Raw genomic sequence first — 19,735 nt, forward strand, 5'->3', positions numbered from 1 at the left:
TTTCAATTTATAAAAATTAGGATTAGTCTGCCCAATTCCAAACAACGGTATTGCTATTTGATTTGCGTAATAGCTTATTTGGGTATAAGTAATGTAACGACTAATCCTGCCAAAATTACTTTGGGAGGATTTTTTTGTTCTCCCTTAATGAAAGGGATCGGTAATATGAAAGAAATTTTAAAATTAAATGATGTTTACGTTGAAATAATGGAAAATACTTTGTTAGAAAAAATGAATGTAGCAGTGAAACAAGGGGATGTTATCGGATTAATTGGTAAAAATGGTGCTGGTAAATCAACGTTACTTCAATTAATAAATGGAAAGATTGAGCCTTCAAAAGGGATTGTTGAATGGCAGCAAATGAATATGACAACCGCATATGTTGAGCAAGAAATAGAATCTTTTATTAGTAATGATGTGATTTCGCAAGAAGCAGAACTTCTTGCGAAATGGGGCGTGCCAACGAACGATTTTCATACTTTAAGTGGTGGTGAAAAGCTGAAAATTCGATTAGCAAAAGGATTTGCCGAAAATCCTAATGTCTTAATATTAGACGAACCGACAAATCATTTAGATGATATCAGTACGGGATTTCTCATTAAACAAATAAAAAAGATGAAAGGTACTGTTATTGTTGTATCGCATGACCGATATTTTTTAGATGTTGTCGCAACAAAAATATGGTCAATTGAGGACAAAAAATTAATTGAGCATAGTGGTAATTATACGAGCTACATGAAAGTACGTGAGCAAAGAAGGAAGTCGCAGCAGCGTGAATATGAAAAGCAGCAAAAAAAGATAGAACAAGTAGAAACACATATAAAAGAATTGAGTTCATGGTCACAAAAGGCACACGCGCAGTCTACAAAACAAGAAGGTGTGAAAGAATTCTATCGTGTAAAAGCGAAGCGAATGGATGCACAAGTGAAGTCAAAACGAAAACGACTCGAAAAAGAGCTGGAGAAAACGAAAGTAGAACGTGTGAAAGAAGAATATTCAGTTGAGTTTTCTATTCAAGCGAACAAAAAAGTAGGAAAACGCTTTTTAGAAGTGAAGCAATTAAAAAAAGACTTTCATGGGAAAGCATTATTTGAAAACGTAAATTTTACAATTCAGCACGGTGAGAAAGTTGCGATTGTTGGACCAAACGGTAGTGGAAAAACAACATTACTGAAGATGATTATGGGAAACGAAACTGCTGAAGGAGAAATATGGATTTCACCATCTGCAAACATAGGCTATTTAACACAAGAAGTTTTTGATTTACCGCTTGATAGAACACCGGAAAATTTATTTTTTAAAGAGACGTTTGAAGAAAGAGGAAAAGTCCAAAATTTAATGAAACATTTAGGATTCCAAGCGTCTCAATGGAAAGAGCCGATTGAGCATATGAGTATGGGAGAAAGAGTAAAATGTAAGCTAATGGCTTATATTTTAGATGAAAAAGATGTACTCATTTTAGACGAACCGACGAATCACTTGGATCTACCTTCACGTGAACAACTTGAAAATACATTAGCTGAGTATAACGGAACATTAGTAATTGTATCTCACGATCGATATTTTCTGGAGAAAACAACTAACACAAAACTCGTGTTTTCAAACAATACGATACAAAAGCAGCTAGAAGAACCTACTAAAACAAGAGATGATATTGAAGAGCTACGTTTAAAGTTAGAAACAGAGAGACAAGAAGTATTAGGAAAATTAAGCTTTTTAACTTCTAACGACAAAGAATATAAAGAACTTGATGAACGATTTATAGAACTTACGAAGCAGATTAAGGCGCTATAACGTAAGTAAGGGGGATTAATATGGGAGAAGAGAGTTTGACTAAGTTATTTAGAATAGATTGTGGAGATATATACTTGCAAGAGTTTATGGTCAAAGATGCAGAGAGTATTTATAAAATAGCAAATCAACCGGAAATAGAAAAGTTTTTACCAGACTGGAAATCAACAAAAGAACAAAGGATGGATTGGATTGCAAATTATGAAATACCAGCAAACCAAGTATTTCTTGAGGCAGTGAAAACTACGAATAACATAGATAATCGTATGTTAAAGCTAGGAATATTTAAGAAAGCTACAAATGAATGCATTGGATGGTGCTGCACAGGCATGAAAGAAGAACTCCCTTCACCAAACAGAGAGATAATGTATGCTATCTCAAATGAACATCAAAATCATGGCTATGCTACAAAAGCGACTAAAGGTTTAATTGACTATTTGTTTAAAGAAACAAATTTAAATGTCCTCAACGCAATTGCTTTAATTAACAATGCACCATCAAATAAAGTTATTAAAAAATGCGGGTTTACTTATTTGAGTGAACAGAAGATAGAAAATCAACTATATAATCATTATGTATTGAGTAAATCTGAATGGATAAAAAATATTTCTCTGTAAAAGGAATTAAAACGAAATCATAAAAAAGCTTAGAGCTAAAACTCTAAGCTTTTTTATATTCATTTTATCCCGCATTACCGGGCAGTAAAACCCCCACTGATTAAAGTTTCACTTTATACCTGCTGACATAAGAAAGGTACAATTGTAATGACTTCTTGAAGGAATTGCTTTTCAACAAAATAGGGAAATCAAGCTGTACATGGGATATCCAGTTGAAAATCATTTATGAAAAGGTGATTGGAATATTTTGTCGAATTTATGTATCAATGATAATACAAATTTCTTACTCAAATCATTCTACAAATCAATTACTTAAAAAATGGAAGGGAAAAGTGGGCGGTATAAAGAAGCATTTAGTCTTAGTCAACAAAAATTGCTGGTAAGTCTATTAAAGAGCTACATATAAAACTTACGGTTGAGTGCTAGTAGGTAGATTAAATCTATAAGCCAGGAATTAGTTTAAATGAGGGAGGGGAACACATATTATAATTTGATTTCGTCACTTGCCACAAATAAGTATGGATTTTTCAGAATGGACTCCTTTTATACAGAATAATTGGTACCGAAAACATTATATGAAGTTTGTATATTTACTTCAGATAATCATTTTTATAATACCTTATTTTTTTGAAACAGGTTTCACTCATATTAATATATTTTATCTTATCATAATAGGTATGTTAGTCTTCATCATTCACGAATGTCTACACATTTTAGTAATAAGTAAAAAAGGGGATATTAGCTTAACATTTAGTAAAAGATTTTTTTGGTTAAATACAAATGCAGTCTTACCCAAAACGAGATTTTGGGTCTTTATGAGCTTGCCTATAATTGTATTATCAGTAGTTCCTGCCATGATATCGTTCTTTGTATCAGGAAATATTAAATCAATTTTATTATTTATATGTTGGATAAACGCATTCATTTCCGCCTCAGATATTTACAATTCGTTTTTGATTGCAATGAAACCGAAGCACTCATTTTTTTGCAGAGGTTATTATAAAGTGAAATAGTATTTAATGGGTAACTCAAATATGCTTCAACTACATACAATAGTTAAAATATAATATTTGAAAGTAAAAAGACCGATAAAAAAATCGGTCTTTTCTTATTAATAAAATAAAGATTAGAAAATAGCATTGTAATTCTAACCAATATGCAAATATTATAAGATAGATATGCTTTGTTTACAGATTTGAAAATAGGTTTGTTATCAGTTTTTTTAGAAATCTTACAAGCGTGTAAGATAAATGAAAGGTGAATCAATATGAGCTGTAAGACAATTCATTTACACTCTATAGTGAGCAGTGGAAATGAAGGGAGAATATAAATGGAAATTTTGCAGGCAAATAGTATTAGTAAAGTATATAAAGGGAAAGTACCTTATAAAGCATTAGTAGATATTGATTTATCAATTCAAGAAGGTGAATTTGTAGGAATTATGGGCCCGTCAGGTAGTGGGAAAACAACGTTATTAAATATGGTATCTACTATTGATTCTCCATCATCGGGAGAAATATTTATTAATGGTACAAATCCTTTTCAATTATCATCAGAAGAATTAGCGTTATTCCGCAGAAAACAATTAGGATTTGTATTTCAATCATTTAATCTTCTTAGCACACTTACTGTAAAAGAAAACATCGTATTGCCGATGACTTTAGATGGTGTTTCCGTCCAAGAAATGAATAAACGAGTAGAAGAGATTGCAAAGAAGTTAAACATTACTGATATATTGAGTAAAAGAACGTTTGAAATATCAGGGGGACAAGCTCAAAGAACAGCAATCGCTCGTGCGATCGTTCATAAGCCGCAATTATTACTTGCAGATGAACCAACAGGGAACTTGGACTCTAAATCTTCAAATGATGTAATGGAGATGCTTGATACTCTAAATAAAGAAGAAAAAGCAACGATGATGTTAGTTACACATGATCCGTATGCAGCGAGCTTTTGCAGCCGAGTAATCTTTATTAAAGATGGTCAACTATATAACGAAATTTATTGTGGTGAAAGTAGGCAAACTTTTTATCAAAAGATTATGGATGTCCTTTCTTTGTTAGGAGGAAAAAGGCATGACTTTTCGTCAGTTCGCATTTAATAATATTTTTCGCAATAAGCGTACATATGCTGCCCATTTTTTAAGTAGTGCATTTTCTATTATGATTTTCTTTACGTATGCTCTTTTATTATTTCATCCTGATTTACAAGGTGAGTTGAAATCGACAAGTGCAACAATAAGTGCATTTGGTACATTGGGATTTTCAGTTTCGCAAGGATTGATTTTTGTATTTTCATTTTTCTTTATTTTATATTCAGTTAGTTCGTTTTTAAAGACGCGTAAGAAAGAATTTGGCATTTTAATGATGCAAGGTATGTCAATGAGACAGCTTAAGAAATTATTATTAATTGAAAATATGTTGATTGGACTTGGTTCAATTTGTATAGGGATTTTCATTGGACTCATATTTTCTAAACTAGTCTTATTGATAAGTGCAAGTGTATTAATGATTAATAATGGTTTACCTTTTTATATACCAGTCCGAGCTGTATTATTAACAGTTATTACATTTCTTTTCTTGTTTTTAATTGTTTCATTATTTACATTTAAAATGATAAAAGTAACGGAACTTGTGGAACTTATTCGAGCAGAGGAAAAGCCAAAACCTGAACCGAAATCTTCAGTTTTATTATCGATACTTTCTTTAATTAGTATAGGGTATGGATATTTTTCAGTATTTCGCTTTATACCAAGTACCAATTTTATTACGCTTGGAATAGGTGTGCTTCTAGTAATTATAGGAACGTACTTTTTATATACTCAGTGTAGCGTTTATATATTGCACCTTGCTAAAAGGAGAGAATCTTTCTTTTTAAAGAGAACAAATATATTAACATTTTCAGAATTAATTTACCGTATGAAAGATAATGCAACGATGTTTTTTATAGTATCTATTGTTTCAGCAGTTGCATTTACAGCAATTGGTACAACAGCCGCAATTGGAAATAGGGATTTGGTAAGGATGACAAATCCGTATACATTTTTGTATGGAAGTTTGGAAAATGACAAAGTATTGAATAAAAATCTTTCTATTATAAAAAAACACCTTTCTGATGCTAATATTCCGTATCGAATGGCTTCATCTTCATATATATACACAGAAAATAGCGTAAATGTAATGAAGTTAAGTGAATACAACGATCTTGCTAAAGCACTAGGCTATCAACAAGAAACCATTGAAAAAGAAGATGAAATTTTATTAATCCCTGGAGTTGTATCACAAAAACAAGAATTTAAAAATGGCGAGTATAAAAAGGATATAGAAGTCATTCAAGGTGATTGGACAAAGACATTTCATGTGAAAAAAGCTGTAGAAAATTTAGTTTTACCACATGATTCTAGAACTATTTATATCGCTGTTCAAGATCAAGTATATGATGGAATGCCTCTTACTAGTGACCCAGTTAATGAAGAAATTTCATATCGTACTTACGGATTTGTTGTAGATGATTGGATAAAAACGAAAGAGATTTCCAATCAATTAAAGAGTATATTTGATAAAGATCTTAGGGACAGAGATTTCTACTTTGAAGCTTTAACATTAAACTTGTTGGAAGCAAAGCAAAAGAATGGTTTATTACTTATGGTAAGTATTTTAGTCGGAATCGTCTTCTTTACATTCGCCGCTAGTTTTATTTATTTCCGATTATATACAGATTTAGATCGCGATCAACAGCAATATAAAATGATTTCGAAAATGGGATTAAGTAAAGGTGAGTTGAAAAAAGTTGTAACGAGGCAGTTATTATTAATGTTCTTTTTACCAATTGTCGTTGCAGTGATTCATACTGTAGTCGCTTATATGGCATTACAACAATTAGTCGACTTTTCTATCATAAATAGCTCTATCGCCATTTTAATTTCATTTATATGTATACAAGTTTTATACTTCTTTATCACTCGTTGGCGTTACCTACAAAAGCTTTATAAAACTATGGAACAGTAGAGAACATCAGCAAGTAACATTGCAGAAAAGCATGTAAAAAAACAATATGAGTTATGAAAGGAATTGTAATGAAAAAAACATTATCAATTTTCATATTATGTATATTAATTTTAATTAGTTTAAGTGCATGTGCTAAAAGTGAAGAATTATTTCCAGCTAACGGTGTATTAATCATTGGAGATGAGAATCATACTGGAGCAATTATGAATCGTTATAAGGAAAATACGAAAGAACATGAAATTTTCCCAGTGAAAACAGGGGAATTTGAAAAAGGAAAGGTATTAATATTAAATGAATCTACTGCACAAGCGATGATTAAAGCAAAGATTTTTCGTAAACGTGACCAAGGAGCCCTTTCCAAACTGGTAGATACGTTACCTAATTTTCCAAAAGAAAGCTCACTACTATATATAAATGAAGAAGAAAAGAATATTAAAAGTATTAAAATAGAAGGAAAAGAGATACCAGTTGCATATGATAGTGATGCTTGGCTTGGCAATAAACGTGACTATGGAGCACTATGGTATATCATTGTGGCGAAAAATAGTGTGTATAAAGAAATAAAAGCGAATGAAACGAATATGCAACTTCTACATTTAAAAAAGTCGTTAGGTGATGAAAAACCTAAAATGTCGACAGATAATACATTAATTAATGAAAAAGTAAAAGTAAGAAAGCTAATTGAAGGTTTTAAAGAGAAAGTATCAGTTCAGTTTGTAACGATCGGAGAAAAATCTTAAAAAAGAGTTCGAGGTTGATAGAAAGTTTATCAGCTTCGAACTCTTTTTAGTTTATAGACAAATCAATTATTATGTTTTACATTACTTCATTTAATCGAGTCTCGTTTGTTTCCTCAATCGCATTTGAATTTTGAACTGAATTATTTTGGGCTTCTTTTTCTTTACGAGCCTTTTGTAGCATTTCAAGGATGATCCATAAAGGAACACCTTTATCCTTTAACATCTTCCATAAATCTAATTCATTAAATTTATGCTCAGGCTGTTTCATTTCTTTTTCAGATGAACGAATATCAAACTTGATAGGATCATTTACTTTCTTACTTTCAAGTTTAGTAGAAGAGATAGTATTATGCTCAAGAGTAGATGGAGTTATTTTAGTAGGTTGAGATAATGTATGAATATTTGATCCGATTTGCATGTTTTTTCCTCCTTTTTGAAGCAATGAGATTAGTTTTCTTATGGTTTTTAAATCTTTTTAACATGAGGAAACTATATCTAATTATAAATCTAAATAAATAGATTTACAAGTTATATTGTAAAAAGTAAATGTTTACTTGAATTAATATTTATCAACATTTGTATATGTTTTCTATATATACAACGTATATAAAATACTTTACATTATGTTTAAGTTGTTAAATTATTCTGTTAATTTTTCGAAAAGAAAAATGTAAACGTTTTATTAGGGGGAGAAAGTATGGGGAAGTTATTTTTAAAAATATGTTTTTTCGCATTAGTGACCGTATGTTCATTCGCAGCGAAAATATCATACGCTGAAGAAAGGCAACAAAATAATTATCCTATCATATTGGTGAATGGATTTGCTGGATGGGGTAGGGAAGAAATGCTGGGCGTAAAATATTGGGGTGGTGTTCATGATATACAGGAAGATTTGAAACGAAATGGTTATATGGTACATACCGCTGCTGTTGGACCTGTTTCTAGTAACTGGGATCGTGCATGTGAATTGTATGCACAAATTAACGGTGGGACAGTAGACTATGGTGCCGTACATGCTGAGAAACATGGACATAATCGTTTTGGCAGAACTTATAGTGGTTTTGCACCGAATTGGACTGAAACAAATAAAGTTCATTTAGTTGGACATAGCATGGGTGGACAAACGATTAGAACATTAGTACAGCTATTAAAAGAAGGCAGTTTTGAAGAAAAGAATTATGTGAAAAATCACCCAAACACCAAAATATCACCACTATTTGAAGGCGGAAAATCATATGTTCATAGTGTTACAACATTAGCAACCCCTCACAACGGTACAACACTTGCGGATGGGAGTCTTCTGCTACCGTTCGTTAAAGATTTACTCATTACAACTGCAAGCTTCGGAGGAAACAATAATTTATCGTTATATGATTTCAAATTGGATCAATGGGGTATAAAGAAGAATGCTGGAGAGTCCTTTTTCCAATATAGTAATCGTATTCTAAATAGTTCACTTTGGAAAAATACAAAAGATATAAGTCAATGGGATTTAAGTACAGATGGTGCAAAGGAGTTAAATAATTGGGTAAAGACACAACCGGATGTGTATTACTTATCCTATAGTGGACATGCATCACAAGCAGCACCTATAACAGGTTTACATTTACCTCATATAACGATGAATAAAGTGTTGATGGGGAATGCGTTTTTCTTAGGTTCTTATGCGAGATATGAAGAAAACCGTCCGTTAGTTGATACTTCTTGGTGGCAAAATGATGGTGTAGTAAATACAAATTCCATGATTGCACCATCTTCTAATGTTGCTGTAAATAATAATGAGTCATTACAGGTTGGAAAATGGAATCATATCGAAACGAAAGCGAATTGGGACCATCTCGACATGGTAGGGTTAAGTGTTTCAGACTCGTTAGGTTTTTCTAGCATTCAAGAGTTTTATAGAACAATTGCTGAAAAGCTATCACGTTTACCGAAATAGGTAATAATAAAGCGCTCTCGATGGAATTCGAGAGCGCTTTATATTATATTGAAAGAGGGATTTGGTAGAAAAATATGGGGGGATATTATGAAAATTCAAGTTGTATTATCAGGATACGGAACAGTAGGCAGAGAGTTTATAAAATTATTAAATGAAAAATATTCATATATATATGAAACATATGGGATTCAATTAGTTGTAAGTGGCGTATTAGGGAGAAATATTGCAATAAATAATGAAGAAGGCTTATCTCTTCATCATTTATTGCTGTATGGTGGCGGTACCGCTGCAATTGAAAAATATTTAGAGTATCATCCGAAGGAACGTGCAATAACTAGCATAAGTGGTACTGTATTGGTAGAATCAACGGTTACAAATCTTAAAGATGGAAATCCAGGGAAACAATATATGAAACAAGCGATTGAGAAACAGATGGATATAGTAGCAATTTCTAAAGGTGCGCTCGTTACAAACTGGAGAGAAATAAATGAAGCAGCAAGAGGCGCAAATGTACGAATTCGATATAGCGGTGCAACAGCCGCTGCACTACCGACACTAGATATTGGACAATTTAGTTTAGCCGGTTGCAGTATTGATAAAATAGAAGGAATATTAAATGGAACAACTAATTATATTCTTACGAAAATGTATGAGGAAGATATGACATTTGAAGAAGCGCTGAAAGAAGCACAAAATAAAGGGATTGCTGAGACAAACCCTATATTAGATATAAGTGGTTCAGATAGTGCGTGTAAATTGTTACTTTTGACTAACAGCTTAATGGAAACAGAGAAAACACTTACTGATATACATATAAAAGGAATCGAGCACGTTACAAAACAGCAAATACAAAATGCTAAGAAACAACATAAAATTATTAAATTAATAGCATCAATATATAAGGATGAGGGTGGCAATGTGAATTTAAATGTTGAACCGTGCGAAATAGAAAAAGATCATCCGTTAGCAAAAGTAAATGGGACCGAAAAAGGAATTACGTTCTTTACAGATACGATGGGGCAAGTTACTACAATTGGCGGGGCTTCTAATCCACGAGGCGCTGCAGCTGCAGCTTTAAAAGATGTAATTAACTTATATCGAAAAGATTTGTAAGACCGTACCGCCCTTTATAAAAAATACATATGTCGTGGACCTTTTGAGAATGAAATAAATATGCAAAAATGATTGCAGGGGGTAAGGAATTGTTTAAGGATTTTAAAGTTGTTAAAGATCGTCCCGTTTATATTCAATTAAAAGACTATTTGAAAAAGATGATTATGAAAGGGCATTTGCTCGGGGATCAAAAAATCCCATCAACAAGGGAACTAAGTGAATTACTAAGTGTGAGTAGAAACACTGTACTCGCTGCTTATGCAGATTTAGAGCAAGAAGGACTCATTTATGCAGTTAAAGGAAAAGGGAACTTTGTTGCGAAGGTGGATATATCTAACACTTCGTCTGTTGAAATAGATTGGAAAAATAAACTTAATACAGTGACCGCATTAGCGGACGAATTAGATTTAATGAAACATGGTGTTCGTTGGGAAAAGGGAATGATTGTTTTTAATAGTATAGCCCCGGATGAGAAGCTATTTGATGTTGAAAATTTCAAAAGAGCTTTTCTTACTCGTATGTCCATTGAAGGGGACATCGTATTGAACTACGGATATGCAAAGGGATATAGACCGTTAATGAATTATTTACTTCATTACATGGAAATGAAAGGTGTAGACATTTCGAATAAAGATATTCTAATTACAAATGGATTTACAGAAGGATTGGATATTGTACTCTCTTCTTTATCAAAAAAATCCGGTCGTGTCATTTGTGAGAATCCAACTCACCATGCTGCACTTAAGCTTTTCCGTTTACATGGACTTGAAGTTCATGGGATTGATATGCATGAGGATGGTATTGATACGAATGAAGTTGAAAAAAGTTTGCGTGAAAAAGATTTTGATTTTGCTTATTTAATTCCTTCTTATCATAATCCAACCGGTATTGTTACGAGTTCAGAGAAAAGAACGGAATTGATGAGGTTATTCTCAAAATACAAGGTTCCTATTATAGAGGACGGATTTAATGAAGAATTACGTTATTCAGGTTCACATTTAGCTCCATTATTAACTTTTGCGGGAGCTGGCAATAATGTGATTTATATTAGTAGCTTTTCAAAGGTGCTTTTCCCTGGTTTACGTGTAGGCTGGATTATTGCAGATAAAGAGCTGATTCATTATTTAGAAAGCGTAAAAAGAGCAAGAACGATTCACACATCTACGCTAGATCAAGCTGTTCTGTTTCAATATTTACATGAGGGATATTTTGAAAAATATTTAAAAAAGGCAAGATCTGTTTATAAGAAAAAATATGAGTTAGCTGTCGGGGCATGTAACCAGTACATTCCTTTTAAAAGAATGACTGGAGATGGTGGACTTCATTTATTTATAGAGCTAGAAGAGCGTATGAATGCCCGCACACTTTTACAAAAGTGTTATGAGAAAGGCGTTACGTTTTCACCTGGAGATGTTTTTTACTCTGATGGAGAAGGAGCAAACACTTTCCGATTAGGGTTTTCGCGCTTGAAAGAAGAAGAAATAGTTCGGGGAATTAAAATAATTGGTGATACATTAAAAAATGAAATTTGGAGTTGAGAAAATGAAAATCGGTGTTATTATGGGCGGGGTATCGTCTGAAAAACAAGTTTCAATTATGACGGGGAATGAAATGATTGCTCATTTAGATAAAAATAAGTATGAAATAGTTCCAATTACATTAAACGAAAAAATGGATTTAATTGAAAAAGCGAAAGACATTGACTTTGCATTGCTCGCATTACACGGAAAATACGGAGAAGATGGGACAGTTCAAGGAACACTGGAGAGTTTAGGGATTCCTTATAGCGGAAGTAATATGTTATCTAGCAGTATATGTATGGATAAAAATATTTCGAAAAAGATTTTACGTTATGAAGGTGTAGAAACACCAGATTGGATTGAACTTACAAAAATGGAGGATCTAAATCTTGATGAGTTAGATAAGTTAGGATTTCCATTAGTGGTAAAACCAAACTCTGGCGGATCGAGTGTCGGGGTGAAAATCGTTTACAATAAAAATGAATTGATCTCAATGCTAGAAACTGTATTCGAATGGGATTCTGAAGTAGTAATTGAGAAGTATATAAAAGGTGATGAAATTACATGTTCTATTCTGGATGGAAAACAGTTACCTATAGTTTCAATTCGACATGCAGCCGAGTTCTTTGATTACAATGCAAAATATGATGATACTAGTACAGTTGAGGAAGTTATCGAACTTCCAGCAGAAATTAATGAACGTGTAAATAAAGCTTCACTGACTTGTTATAAAGCATTAAAATGTAGTGTTTATGCAAGAGTTGATATGATGGTGAAGGACGGAATTCCATATGTAATGGAAATTAATACATTACCAGGGATGACACAATCAAGCCTATTGCCCAAAAGTGCAGAAGCAGCGGGAATTAGTTATAGCAAACTATTAGATATAATTATTGAAACATCATTAAAAGTTAGAAATGAAGAAGGGTTTTAAGGAGATTATATAACTAATTCTTTTGACAGTTTCACGAAGTATGCTATGATGAATACATTATAAAAACAAAATATTTATCCACTAGGGGAGCCTTTTATAGGCTGAGATCAAATGTGATTTTGAGACTCTTAGTACCTGATCTGGTTAATGCCAGCGTAGGGAAGTGGGAAAGACGTTGCTATTTAATGAGTAAATAAATACTGTCAATTTCACTTTCTTTACGCCTGTAAAGAAAGTTTTTTTATTTTACAGCTTTAATAATTGTGGATAAATACTTATATTTTATACATTATTGGAGGGATTTAAATGACTTTTTCACAATCATTACGTAAAGAAGTAGATTCAATTTGGGAAGCGAGTTTTAACCATCCTTTTGTAAAAAAACTTGGTGAAGGAACATTAGATTTAGCTAGTTTTCGCTATTATGTGCTTCAAGATTCATATTATTTGAGTCATTTTGCTAGAGTACAAACTTTAGGAGCTGCAAAAGCTCTTGAATTAGAGACGACAGCTCGTATGGCACATCATGCTCAAAATACATATGAGGCCGAGTTATCTTTACATGAGAATTTTGCTAAAAAGCTAGGGATAACAAAAGAAGAAAAAGATAATTTTATTCCTGCGCCAACTGCATATGCGTATACTTCACATATGTATCGTGCTGCGTATGAAGGGCATTTAGGAGATATCATTGCAGTAATTTTACCTTGCTATTGGTTGTATTATGAAATTGGCGAACGCTTAAAAGAGTGCCAGCCGGAAGAGCCAATTTATAACGAATGGATTTCTGCTTATGGATCTGATTGGTTCCGTACGCTAGTTGAAGAACAAATTACACGTTTAGATACTATCGCTGAAAAAGTAACAGAGGCAGACCGCAAACGTATGAAACAGCATTTTATTATTAGCAGTCAATATGAATATTCATTTTGGGAAATGGCTTATACATTAGAAAAGTGGCCAGTGGATACAGACGTAAAAGACGTAATTGGATAAAGAATAGAAGTAATGTTATAGATAGGTATGGATCATACCTATCTATATATTTTTTCTTGTCAAATTCGCGTAAAGTCATTAGTGCTACGGATGTGGCGAAATAGAATATCGATAATTTAGCTCATTTACTTGTCTACGCATTAACTGGATAAACTTCTGTCACATTTATTTTACAATCAAAGAACGTAAATGTTGGTGGTATGAAGTTAAATAAGAAAAGAAACCCGAGCTGTTAGCTGTAACGGAGTTGTTTTTTCTTTGCAGGAATTTCTAAATTATCATGGAGTGTTGTTAATACAATATGCATATTTGCATATTGTGTTTTTTTGAGTTCTTTTTGTGTTAAAATCAAATATAGGGATGTGGGAATATAAAGAAGTAAAAGCAGGAATATCCAATTAATTTTGAGAGGTGTTATATGTTTACAAATAAGAAATTAATTCGATTTGGTTTATCGTTGTTTGTATTTTTAGGAATCATTAATTTTACAATCAGCTATTTCCAAACATATCTTGAAACAGCAGCAGATATCAAATGGGTAATTCCAGAAATTTGGAAAACTATTTTACTAGATGTTCCTCAAGGTATACTTGTTCTTTTAGGCGCAATTGCTTTATATGATTTCACAAAAGAGGCATCACAAAAAGACGCATCAATCTAAGTGTGTCTTTTTTCAATTAGGAATTTCATAGAGAGTTTTGCTGGAGAAATAGAATGAAAAGCCCTAATAAGGGCTTTTTTCTTTGTAGGAATTTTTTATCCGTCATAGAAACCGGTCACTAGGAGATGTTATAGCGAAACGCATTTACATTACAGAAAAATCTAAGCGGCAGACGGAAATATATAGGATATGGCAACATAATTATTGAGAAATTAATTGAATTTATTAGGTATGAAGATATGACGCTAGAATTCATATTTTTTAATTTTTATTTATCCCGCATTAACGGGCTGTTCGTAAAAGCCTGATTGGTGAGGGCTAATAATCAGCGGGGGATGAACTCCCCCCACTGATTAAAGTTTCACTTTATAAAAATGAGCCCATAGCAAAAATAGGTATATGAACAAGGTGCATCATTTAGTGATAAGTCATACTTTGTTGGTGTACGTATTGAACTTAGTTTATAGCACTATTTTTACTTAGATGTAACGAACAGAAATATAGGGAAGCATCAATGAGGTTGTATTTTATAAACGGAGGTTATGAAAATGAATCAGTTTCAACAAGAACTACAAGCGTTAAGTCTTAATGATTACCGGTCTGGAAATATTGTCTATTGGGACCAGCAAAACCAATATCCATATTACTATATTGAAGATGCTGCTCGTCGCTGTGGCGGTTGTGGTCGTTGTGGTGGTTGTGGTGGAGGTCGTTGTGGCGGATTCCGTTGTGGTGGATTCCGTTGTATTGGTTGCTTCGGTTGTTTTGGTTGCGGAGGTTGCGGAGGTTGCGGAGGTTGTGGCGGCTGTGGTGGTTGCTCTAATTGTTTTGATGGTTTTAGTGGTACTACTGATACTACTGGTACTATTGTAACGTATGAATATTAATTACATTTATCCCACTATTTGCGGGTAATAAAATCTCCCTTAAAATTCAGAGAGAGCAAAGAGAAGTTAGGTGGCGGACTGTCCATAAAAGCCCGATTGGTGAGAGCTGATTAAAGCTTCACTTTATCAATTAAAAAACATTAGTTTTATATATGTACTTGCCGACAAAGAATATAGCCATTATTAATGGATATATTCAGTCATTCAAGTGAAAGAGTAACAATAAGATATATAGGTGTAATCAAGAGGTGATGGATAAAGCAATGACTAGATTTAAAATCTAATCATTGCTTTTTTCTTATGGTTTTATCATCAAATATCTGTCTGGTTTAGGGATTGATTTCTTCTAGCTAATGAATTTATTACAACTTTGTAAGGTTAATGTAATGTTAATCGATAGTAAATGAAGATGCTTGAGTGTAATTTAAATAAGATTAAAAAGTACTGTTTATCTATAAAATAATCGGGTAAATAATATGTAATTAGGAAGTGTATGAATATGATTGAACTAAAATCTATTATCCATTCGTATAAACTAAAGAGAAAAATAGCTAAAGATTTATACGGAAAAAGAGATGAATTGACACTGTTATTAAATGAATTTAATAAAATGAAATGTACAGTAACATCTGAAAAGAAGAAAAACAATATATTATCTCGTTTGCAACTAATTTATCAAAATATGAAATTAGATAAGCAGTATCCTCTATCAGTTGCTTTTGATAGTAAATTATTGGAGCGATTAGAAAAAGAACCTCTACATACTATTGAGGATGGTGTAACATGTTTACATCTAATGTTAGATGTGAATTATGAGAAAATAAAACAATATGGTTCGAGTACAAGTAGGTCATTTGTTCCATTATCGCAGTCTTCTATTTGTCTTGCTGATTGTATTTGTTTAACAGGAGTTGTAGTAGGTTTACTAGGAGCAATTTCATTTGGGGGATTACTGTTATCTATATGTTCAATTACATAAAGGTTGATATTTGTAAAAAGGGCACCGAATTAAGGTGTTCTTTTTTGGTTTTTTTGTAAAGATATTGTAAATGATAAGTACAATGCATTAAGTGTAATGTATAATTCGAATGTATCGAAATACAAATATAATAGAGGTGTTATACATGATAATTACTTTGAATTTTTAAAAGAGTCGGTTTGATAATAATTTATGTAGATAAACAGTTTTTACGTTTCTTTTAAATACTTAGTTTAAATGGATTAGATTAAGTAACTATTGTTCTAGCTTTTTGATAATCAAGACAACTGAAGAAAGGAAGGAATCATTTTATGAAAAAATTAAGGCTGCTAACATTTGAAAATATAGTAGAACCCCTTTTAAATGAAAAGGTATCATTTATATACTTTCCTATTGAATGGCTGGACATCGTAGAGATACATTATAAGACATTTTTATTAACGAGTAAGTTGAAACGTTTGAATGAAAGATTGTATGATATGTTTTCGGATATATTGTTTATTCAGCATAACCCGTACGTATTAAATGAAAATACACCATGGATTGTATCGAAAGAACCTATTAGACAAGAGCAGCTCGATTATATTTTTCAAAGTTGGTATGAGATTATTCATGATTGGAAACCAAATAGATTAGTAGAACCACCAAAATATGAATGGCAATCCGATTTGATTTCTAATTTGCCAGTACTACATGATAATGAAACGTATTCTAAGTGGGTGCCCGCTTTAATCTCACATATTTTTTGTGAGCGTCCTATATATTTAGAAAATACAAATGAAGAAGAAATCTATTTTTCCCCTCTTAGATCACAAAATATTTGTGAGGCGATGTCAGGGCCGATAAAAGATGAAAAAACACAAGATTTTTTCTCCTATGTATATCGATTCGAATGCATAACCCGCGGTGGTGAGAACGCTCCATTATTAAATATTTCAATAGGGATTCGGAGATTTTATCAAGAATATAAGATGATAGGTCAAACAAACCTTGATATGACAACATTTGTTTGACTTTTTTTGATAAAATGCAAACATTTTGCAAACATAGGTTATCCAAAGATACTTTTACCGAAGTTTTTAACTGCTTCTTCCTGCATATTCGGTAAAACATGAGAATAGACACTTAATGTCATTGAAATATCTGTATGACCTAATCGCTCACTGATGATTTTAGGGTTAACTCCTTGTTTCAATAGTAGAGTTGCGTGTGTATGTCTTAAATCATGGAATTTAATTTCTTTTATACCTACTTTGTTTGTCATCCTAATGAAACTTTTTCTGAAATGTGCTCTTTTTATTATTCTTCCAAACTCATTACAATTTATTAAATCTTGATCTAGATAAGCAGAACCAAACCTTAATTTCTCTTTATTGATTAAAATTTTATGTTTTTTTAAGGCTGCTATTGTTTCATTAGGTACAGGAATTGTACGTTTTGATGAATTTGTTTTTGCAGTTTTTTTGATTTTATTGTCATGACCAGATGTTTGATTTATTGTAACAGTATGTTTCTCAAAATCAATGTCTTGCCATCGTAAACCTAGAACTTCTCCTAGACGCATACCTGTAGTTATTGCAAGTAGATACCCAATGTGATATCGTGATTCTTGTGAATGAGCTAAAAACTTTTTTACTTCTTCCTCTGTCCAAGTCTGGATTGGGGTTTTTTCTTTTTTAGGTATCTCAGCAAAATCTGCTGGATTTCGAGAAATAATATTTTGTTTTACAGCTAGGTTTAAAGCACTCTTTAAAATTCTATGCATAAGCAGAATAGAATTGTTTGTAATCCCTTTGTCTATCGCAGTTTTATAGCATTTTTGAATGTGCATAACATTTAATTTATGGAGTGCGACCATTCCTATACTAGGTATAACATGTTGGTTGATAAATGCCCTATAGCCAGCAAAGGTACTCTTTTGTATACTCATACTTTTAATTTCTAGCCAATGATTTAGGTAATCTTTTAGCGTAACTTTAGATGGCTCTATAAAAGTTCCTTCATTCAACTCTGTAATTTTCTTTGCTACATCGGCCTGTGCTTCTTTTTTTGTCTTATATCCAGAAAACCACTTCTGTCTTCTTTTTCCTGTCTCTGGATCAGGACCGATATCAATAACGATACAGTATTTATTTCCTCTTTTTCGAATATGTCCTTTCACTTAAAACACTCCTTCATTTGTTTTGAATCATGTTGTATAAGTCTGGTTGTAATTTTGCTGCTATGAAAATTACATAGTTGGACATATCAGCGATGGATATATTTTACCATATATGAACAGAATTGATTATTTAATATATTGGTTGTTTTTTACAAAAGTTAATTTTATAAAAGAATTTTGTATATTTAAGGGAATATTTTTATTTAAAATATTTTATTTGGAATAGTACATCTTGTATATATCATATTTTGTACAATTAATATTTTCTTAATTGAGAAATGATTTTTATTTGGAGTGAGATATATGGAGAGGAAAAAGAAATGGGAAGGATTAAACTCTAAAAATCTATCTGCTAGTTCACTGGATTCGAGTTTAATAGGACCGACATTGCCACCGATTTCCTCATTTACTCTACCAACGGGAGCAAGTGGAGCAACAGGTCCGACAGGCCCAACGGGAGTAACGGGAATAACAGGCCCAACAGGTCCAACGGGGGTAACTGGAATAACAGGCCCAACAGGTCCAACGGGGGTAACTGGAATAACAGGTCCAACAGGTCCAACGGGGGTAACTGGAATAACAGGTCCAACAGGTCCAACGGGGGTAACTGGAATAACAGGCCCAACAGGTCCAACGGGGGTAACTGGAATAACAGGCCCAACAGGTCCAACGGGAGTAACCGGAGTAACAGGTCCTTCAGGGGGCCCGGTAGGCCCAACAGGTCCTTCAGGAGGTCCAATAGGTCCAACTGGAATAACAGGCCCGACAGGTCCAACTGGAATAACAGGCCCGACAGGTCCAACAGGAGCAACTGGAATAACAGGCCCAACAGGTCCAACGGGATTTGAATCTGCATTCAGAGCTTTCAAATCTACTGATCAGTCCGTTACTGCTAATACACTGTCTATAGTAACATTTGAAACTACACAATTCGATTTAAATGGTGAATATGATGGTGTATCAACATTTATACCGCAACAAGATGGAGTATATTTAATTATTACTACTATAATTTTTAGTCCTACTGATGATACTCTAAATTATGTGACGGAAGTATTTATAACAGTTAACAGTGCTTTAATAGCAGGAGATGATAGCTTTTTTGGTGGAAATACTGGGCTTTTAAATGCGGTAACAGTTTCTACGATTGTACAATTGAATGCAGGGGATATGGTGCAAGTTCAAGCTGGTAGTACCATAGATGGCGCTATTGCATCTCCACTTCTTACAAATTTTCAAGCTGCGAGGTTTCCATCACCAGTTCCAAATACACTTTTCTTATTAAATAATTTATCTGCAGATTGGAGTAAAAGGCCATTTAGTAGAAAATCATAATTATGTTCATTTTTAAAATACCCTAAAGAAAATGATGAATTTAGATTGAGTT

Annotated in this window: 18 protein-coding genes, 1 pseudogene and 1 riboswitch; of the genes and pseudogenes, 17 read left to right on the forward strand and 2 right to left on the reverse strand. The window is 32.7% G+C overall.

Going from position 1 to position 19,735, the window contains the following annotated elements; translation table 11 throughout:
* The first annotated feature begins 165 nt into the window (after positions 1–165).
* The 6 genes from abc-f to AC1Q8M_RS08965 all read left to right on the forward strand — a co-directional run bounded on the left by abc-f (position 166) and on the right by AC1Q8M_RS08965 (position 7,155).
* Positions 166–1,794 (forward strand): ribosomal protection-like ABC-F family protein, encoded by a 1,629-nt coding sequence (abc-f, locus tag AC1Q8M_RS08940; protein WP_098361433.1) that lies wholly within the window; start codon positions 166–168, stop codon positions 1,792–1,794.
* 20 nt (positions 1,795–1,814) lie between these two features.
* Complete coding sequence (locus AC1Q8M_RS08945) at positions 1,815–2,408, forward strand: GNAT family N-acetyltransferase (RefSeq protein ID WP_098015605.1); 594 nt, start codon at positions 1,815–1,817, stop codon at positions 2,406–2,408.
* 518 nt (positions 2,409–2,926) lie between these two features.
* On the forward strand, positions 2,927–3,421 hold the full coding sequence (locus tag AC1Q8M_RS08950) for a DUF3267 domain-containing protein (protein WP_080126419.1): 495 nt from the start codon (positions 2,927–2,929) through the stop codon (positions 3,419–3,421).
* Positions 3,422–3,738: 317 nt separating this feature from the next.
* The gene (locus AC1Q8M_RS08955) at positions 3,739–4,509 is read left to right on the forward strand and encodes an ABC transporter ATP-binding protein (protein WP_000404441.1); all 771 of its coding nucleotides are present in this window, start codon (positions 3,739–3,741) and stop codon (positions 4,507–4,509) included.
* The gene (locus AC1Q8M_RS08960) at positions 4,484–6,415 is read left to right on the forward strand and encodes an ABC transporter permease (RefSeq protein ID WP_000144151.1); all 1,932 of its coding nucleotides are present in this window, start codon (positions 4,484–4,486) and stop codon (positions 6,413–6,415) included. Before AC1Q8M_RS08955 ends, AC1Q8M_RS08960 begins: the two co-directional genes overlap by 26 nt.
* A gap of 68 nt (positions 6,416–6,483) precedes the next feature.
* Positions 6,484–7,155, forward strand: a complete 672-nt coding sequence (locus AC1Q8M_RS08965; RefSeq protein WP_002094033.1) for a lipoprotein BA_5634 family protein — start codon at positions 6,484–6,486, stop codon at positions 7,153–7,155.
* Between the two features lie 76 nt (positions 7,156–7,231).
* Here AC1Q8M_RS08965 and AC1Q8M_RS08970 read toward each other — a convergent pair whose 3' ends face one another.
* Positions 7,232–7,573: a DUF3914 domain-containing protein gene (locus AC1Q8M_RS08970; RefSeq protein WP_001165517.1), complete on the reverse strand. Its 342-nt coding sequence runs from the start codon at positions 7,571–7,573 to the stop codon at positions 7,232–7,234.
* Between the two features lie 279 nt (positions 7,574–7,852).
* Between AC1Q8M_RS08970 and AC1Q8M_RS08975 the strand changes: the two genes are divergently transcribed.
* The 10 genes and pseudogenes from AC1Q8M_RS08975 (at position 7,853) to AC1Q8M_RS09020 (ending at position 17,200) form a co-directional block, all read left to right on the forward strand.
* Complete coding sequence (locus AC1Q8M_RS08975) at positions 7,853–9,094, forward strand: esterase/lipase family protein (RefSeq protein ID WP_098400630.1); 1,242 nt, start codon at positions 7,853–7,855, stop codon at positions 9,092–9,094.
* A gap of 87 nt (positions 9,095–9,181) precedes the next feature.
* Positions 9,182–10,207, forward strand: coding sequence for a homoserine dehydrogenase (locus AC1Q8M_RS08980; protein ID WP_098400631.1), 1,026 nt, complete (start codon positions 9,182–9,184; stop codon positions 10,205–10,207).
* 89 nt (positions 10,208–10,296) lie between these two features.
* Complete coding sequence (gene pdxR, locus AC1Q8M_RS08985; RefSeq protein WP_097822283.1) at positions 10,297–11,745, forward strand: MocR-like pyridoxine biosynthesis transcription factor PdxR; 1,449 nt, start codon at positions 10,297–10,299, stop codon at positions 11,743–11,745.
* Positions 11,746–11,749: 4 nt separating this feature from the next.
* Entirely contained in the window at positions 11,750–12,664 is a 915-nt protein-coding gene (locus AC1Q8M_RS08990) for a D-alanine--D-alanine ligase (protein WP_002094034.1), read from the forward strand.
* A gap of 73 nt (positions 12,665–12,737) precedes the next feature.
* Positions 12,738–12,843: riboswitch (TPP riboswitch) on the forward strand.
* Between the two features lie 127 nt (positions 12,844–12,970).
* Complete coding sequence (gene tenA / locus AC1Q8M_RS08995; RefSeq protein ID WP_016512778.1) at positions 12,971–13,660, forward strand: thiaminase II; 690 nt, start codon at positions 12,971–12,973, stop codon at positions 13,658–13,660.
* A gap of 418 nt (positions 13,661–14,078) precedes the next feature.
* The gene (locus tag AC1Q8M_RS09000; RefSeq protein ID WP_000494855.1) at positions 14,079–14,321 is read left to right on the forward strand and encodes a DUF3937 family protein; all 243 of its coding nucleotides are present in this window, start codon (positions 14,079–14,081) and stop codon (positions 14,319–14,321) included.
* A gap of 548 nt (positions 14,322–14,869) precedes the next feature.
* Positions 14,870–15,208, forward strand: coding sequence for a heterocycloanthracin/sonorensin family bacteriocin (locus AC1Q8M_RS09005; protein ID WP_141527849.1), 339 nt, complete (start codon positions 14,870–14,872; stop codon positions 15,206–15,208).
* A 152-nt stretch (positions 15,209–15,360) separates the two neighbouring features.
* Positions 15,361–15,492, forward strand: a pseudogene (locus AC1Q8M_RS09010) (site-specific integrase); the annotation flags it as partial.
* 209 nt (positions 15,493–15,701) lie between these two features.
* Positions 15,702–16,187, forward strand: coding sequence for a hypothetical protein (locus tag AC1Q8M_RS09015; RefSeq protein WP_002041181.1), 486 nt, complete (start codon positions 15,702–15,704; stop codon positions 16,185–16,187).
* Positions 16,188–16,498: 311 nt separating this feature from the next.
* On the forward strand, positions 16,499–17,200 hold the full coding sequence (locus tag AC1Q8M_RS09020; protein WP_000736205.1) for a pPIWI_RE module domain-containing protein: 702 nt from the start codon (positions 16,499–16,501) through the stop codon (positions 17,198–17,200).
* Between the two features lie 38 nt (positions 17,201–17,238).
* Here AC1Q8M_RS09020 and AC1Q8M_RS09025 read toward each other — a convergent pair whose 3' ends face one another.
* Positions 17,239–18,348 (reverse strand): site-specific integrase, encoded by a 1,110-nt coding sequence (locus AC1Q8M_RS09025; RefSeq protein ID WP_000675860.1) that lies wholly within the window; start codon positions 18,346–18,348, stop codon positions 17,239–17,241.
* A 303-nt stretch (positions 18,349–18,651) separates the two neighbouring features.
* Between AC1Q8M_RS09025 and AC1Q8M_RS09030 the strand changes: the two genes are divergently transcribed.
* Positions 18,652–19,683: an exosporium leader peptide-containing protein gene (locus AC1Q8M_RS09030; RefSeq protein WP_492334135.1), complete on the forward strand. Its 1,032-nt coding sequence runs from the start codon at positions 18,652–18,654 to the stop codon at positions 19,681–19,683.
* Positions 19,684–19,735: the final 52 nt, after the last annotated feature.

Source organism: Bacillus sp. GW823-FHT06A10 (assembly GCF_058795375.1).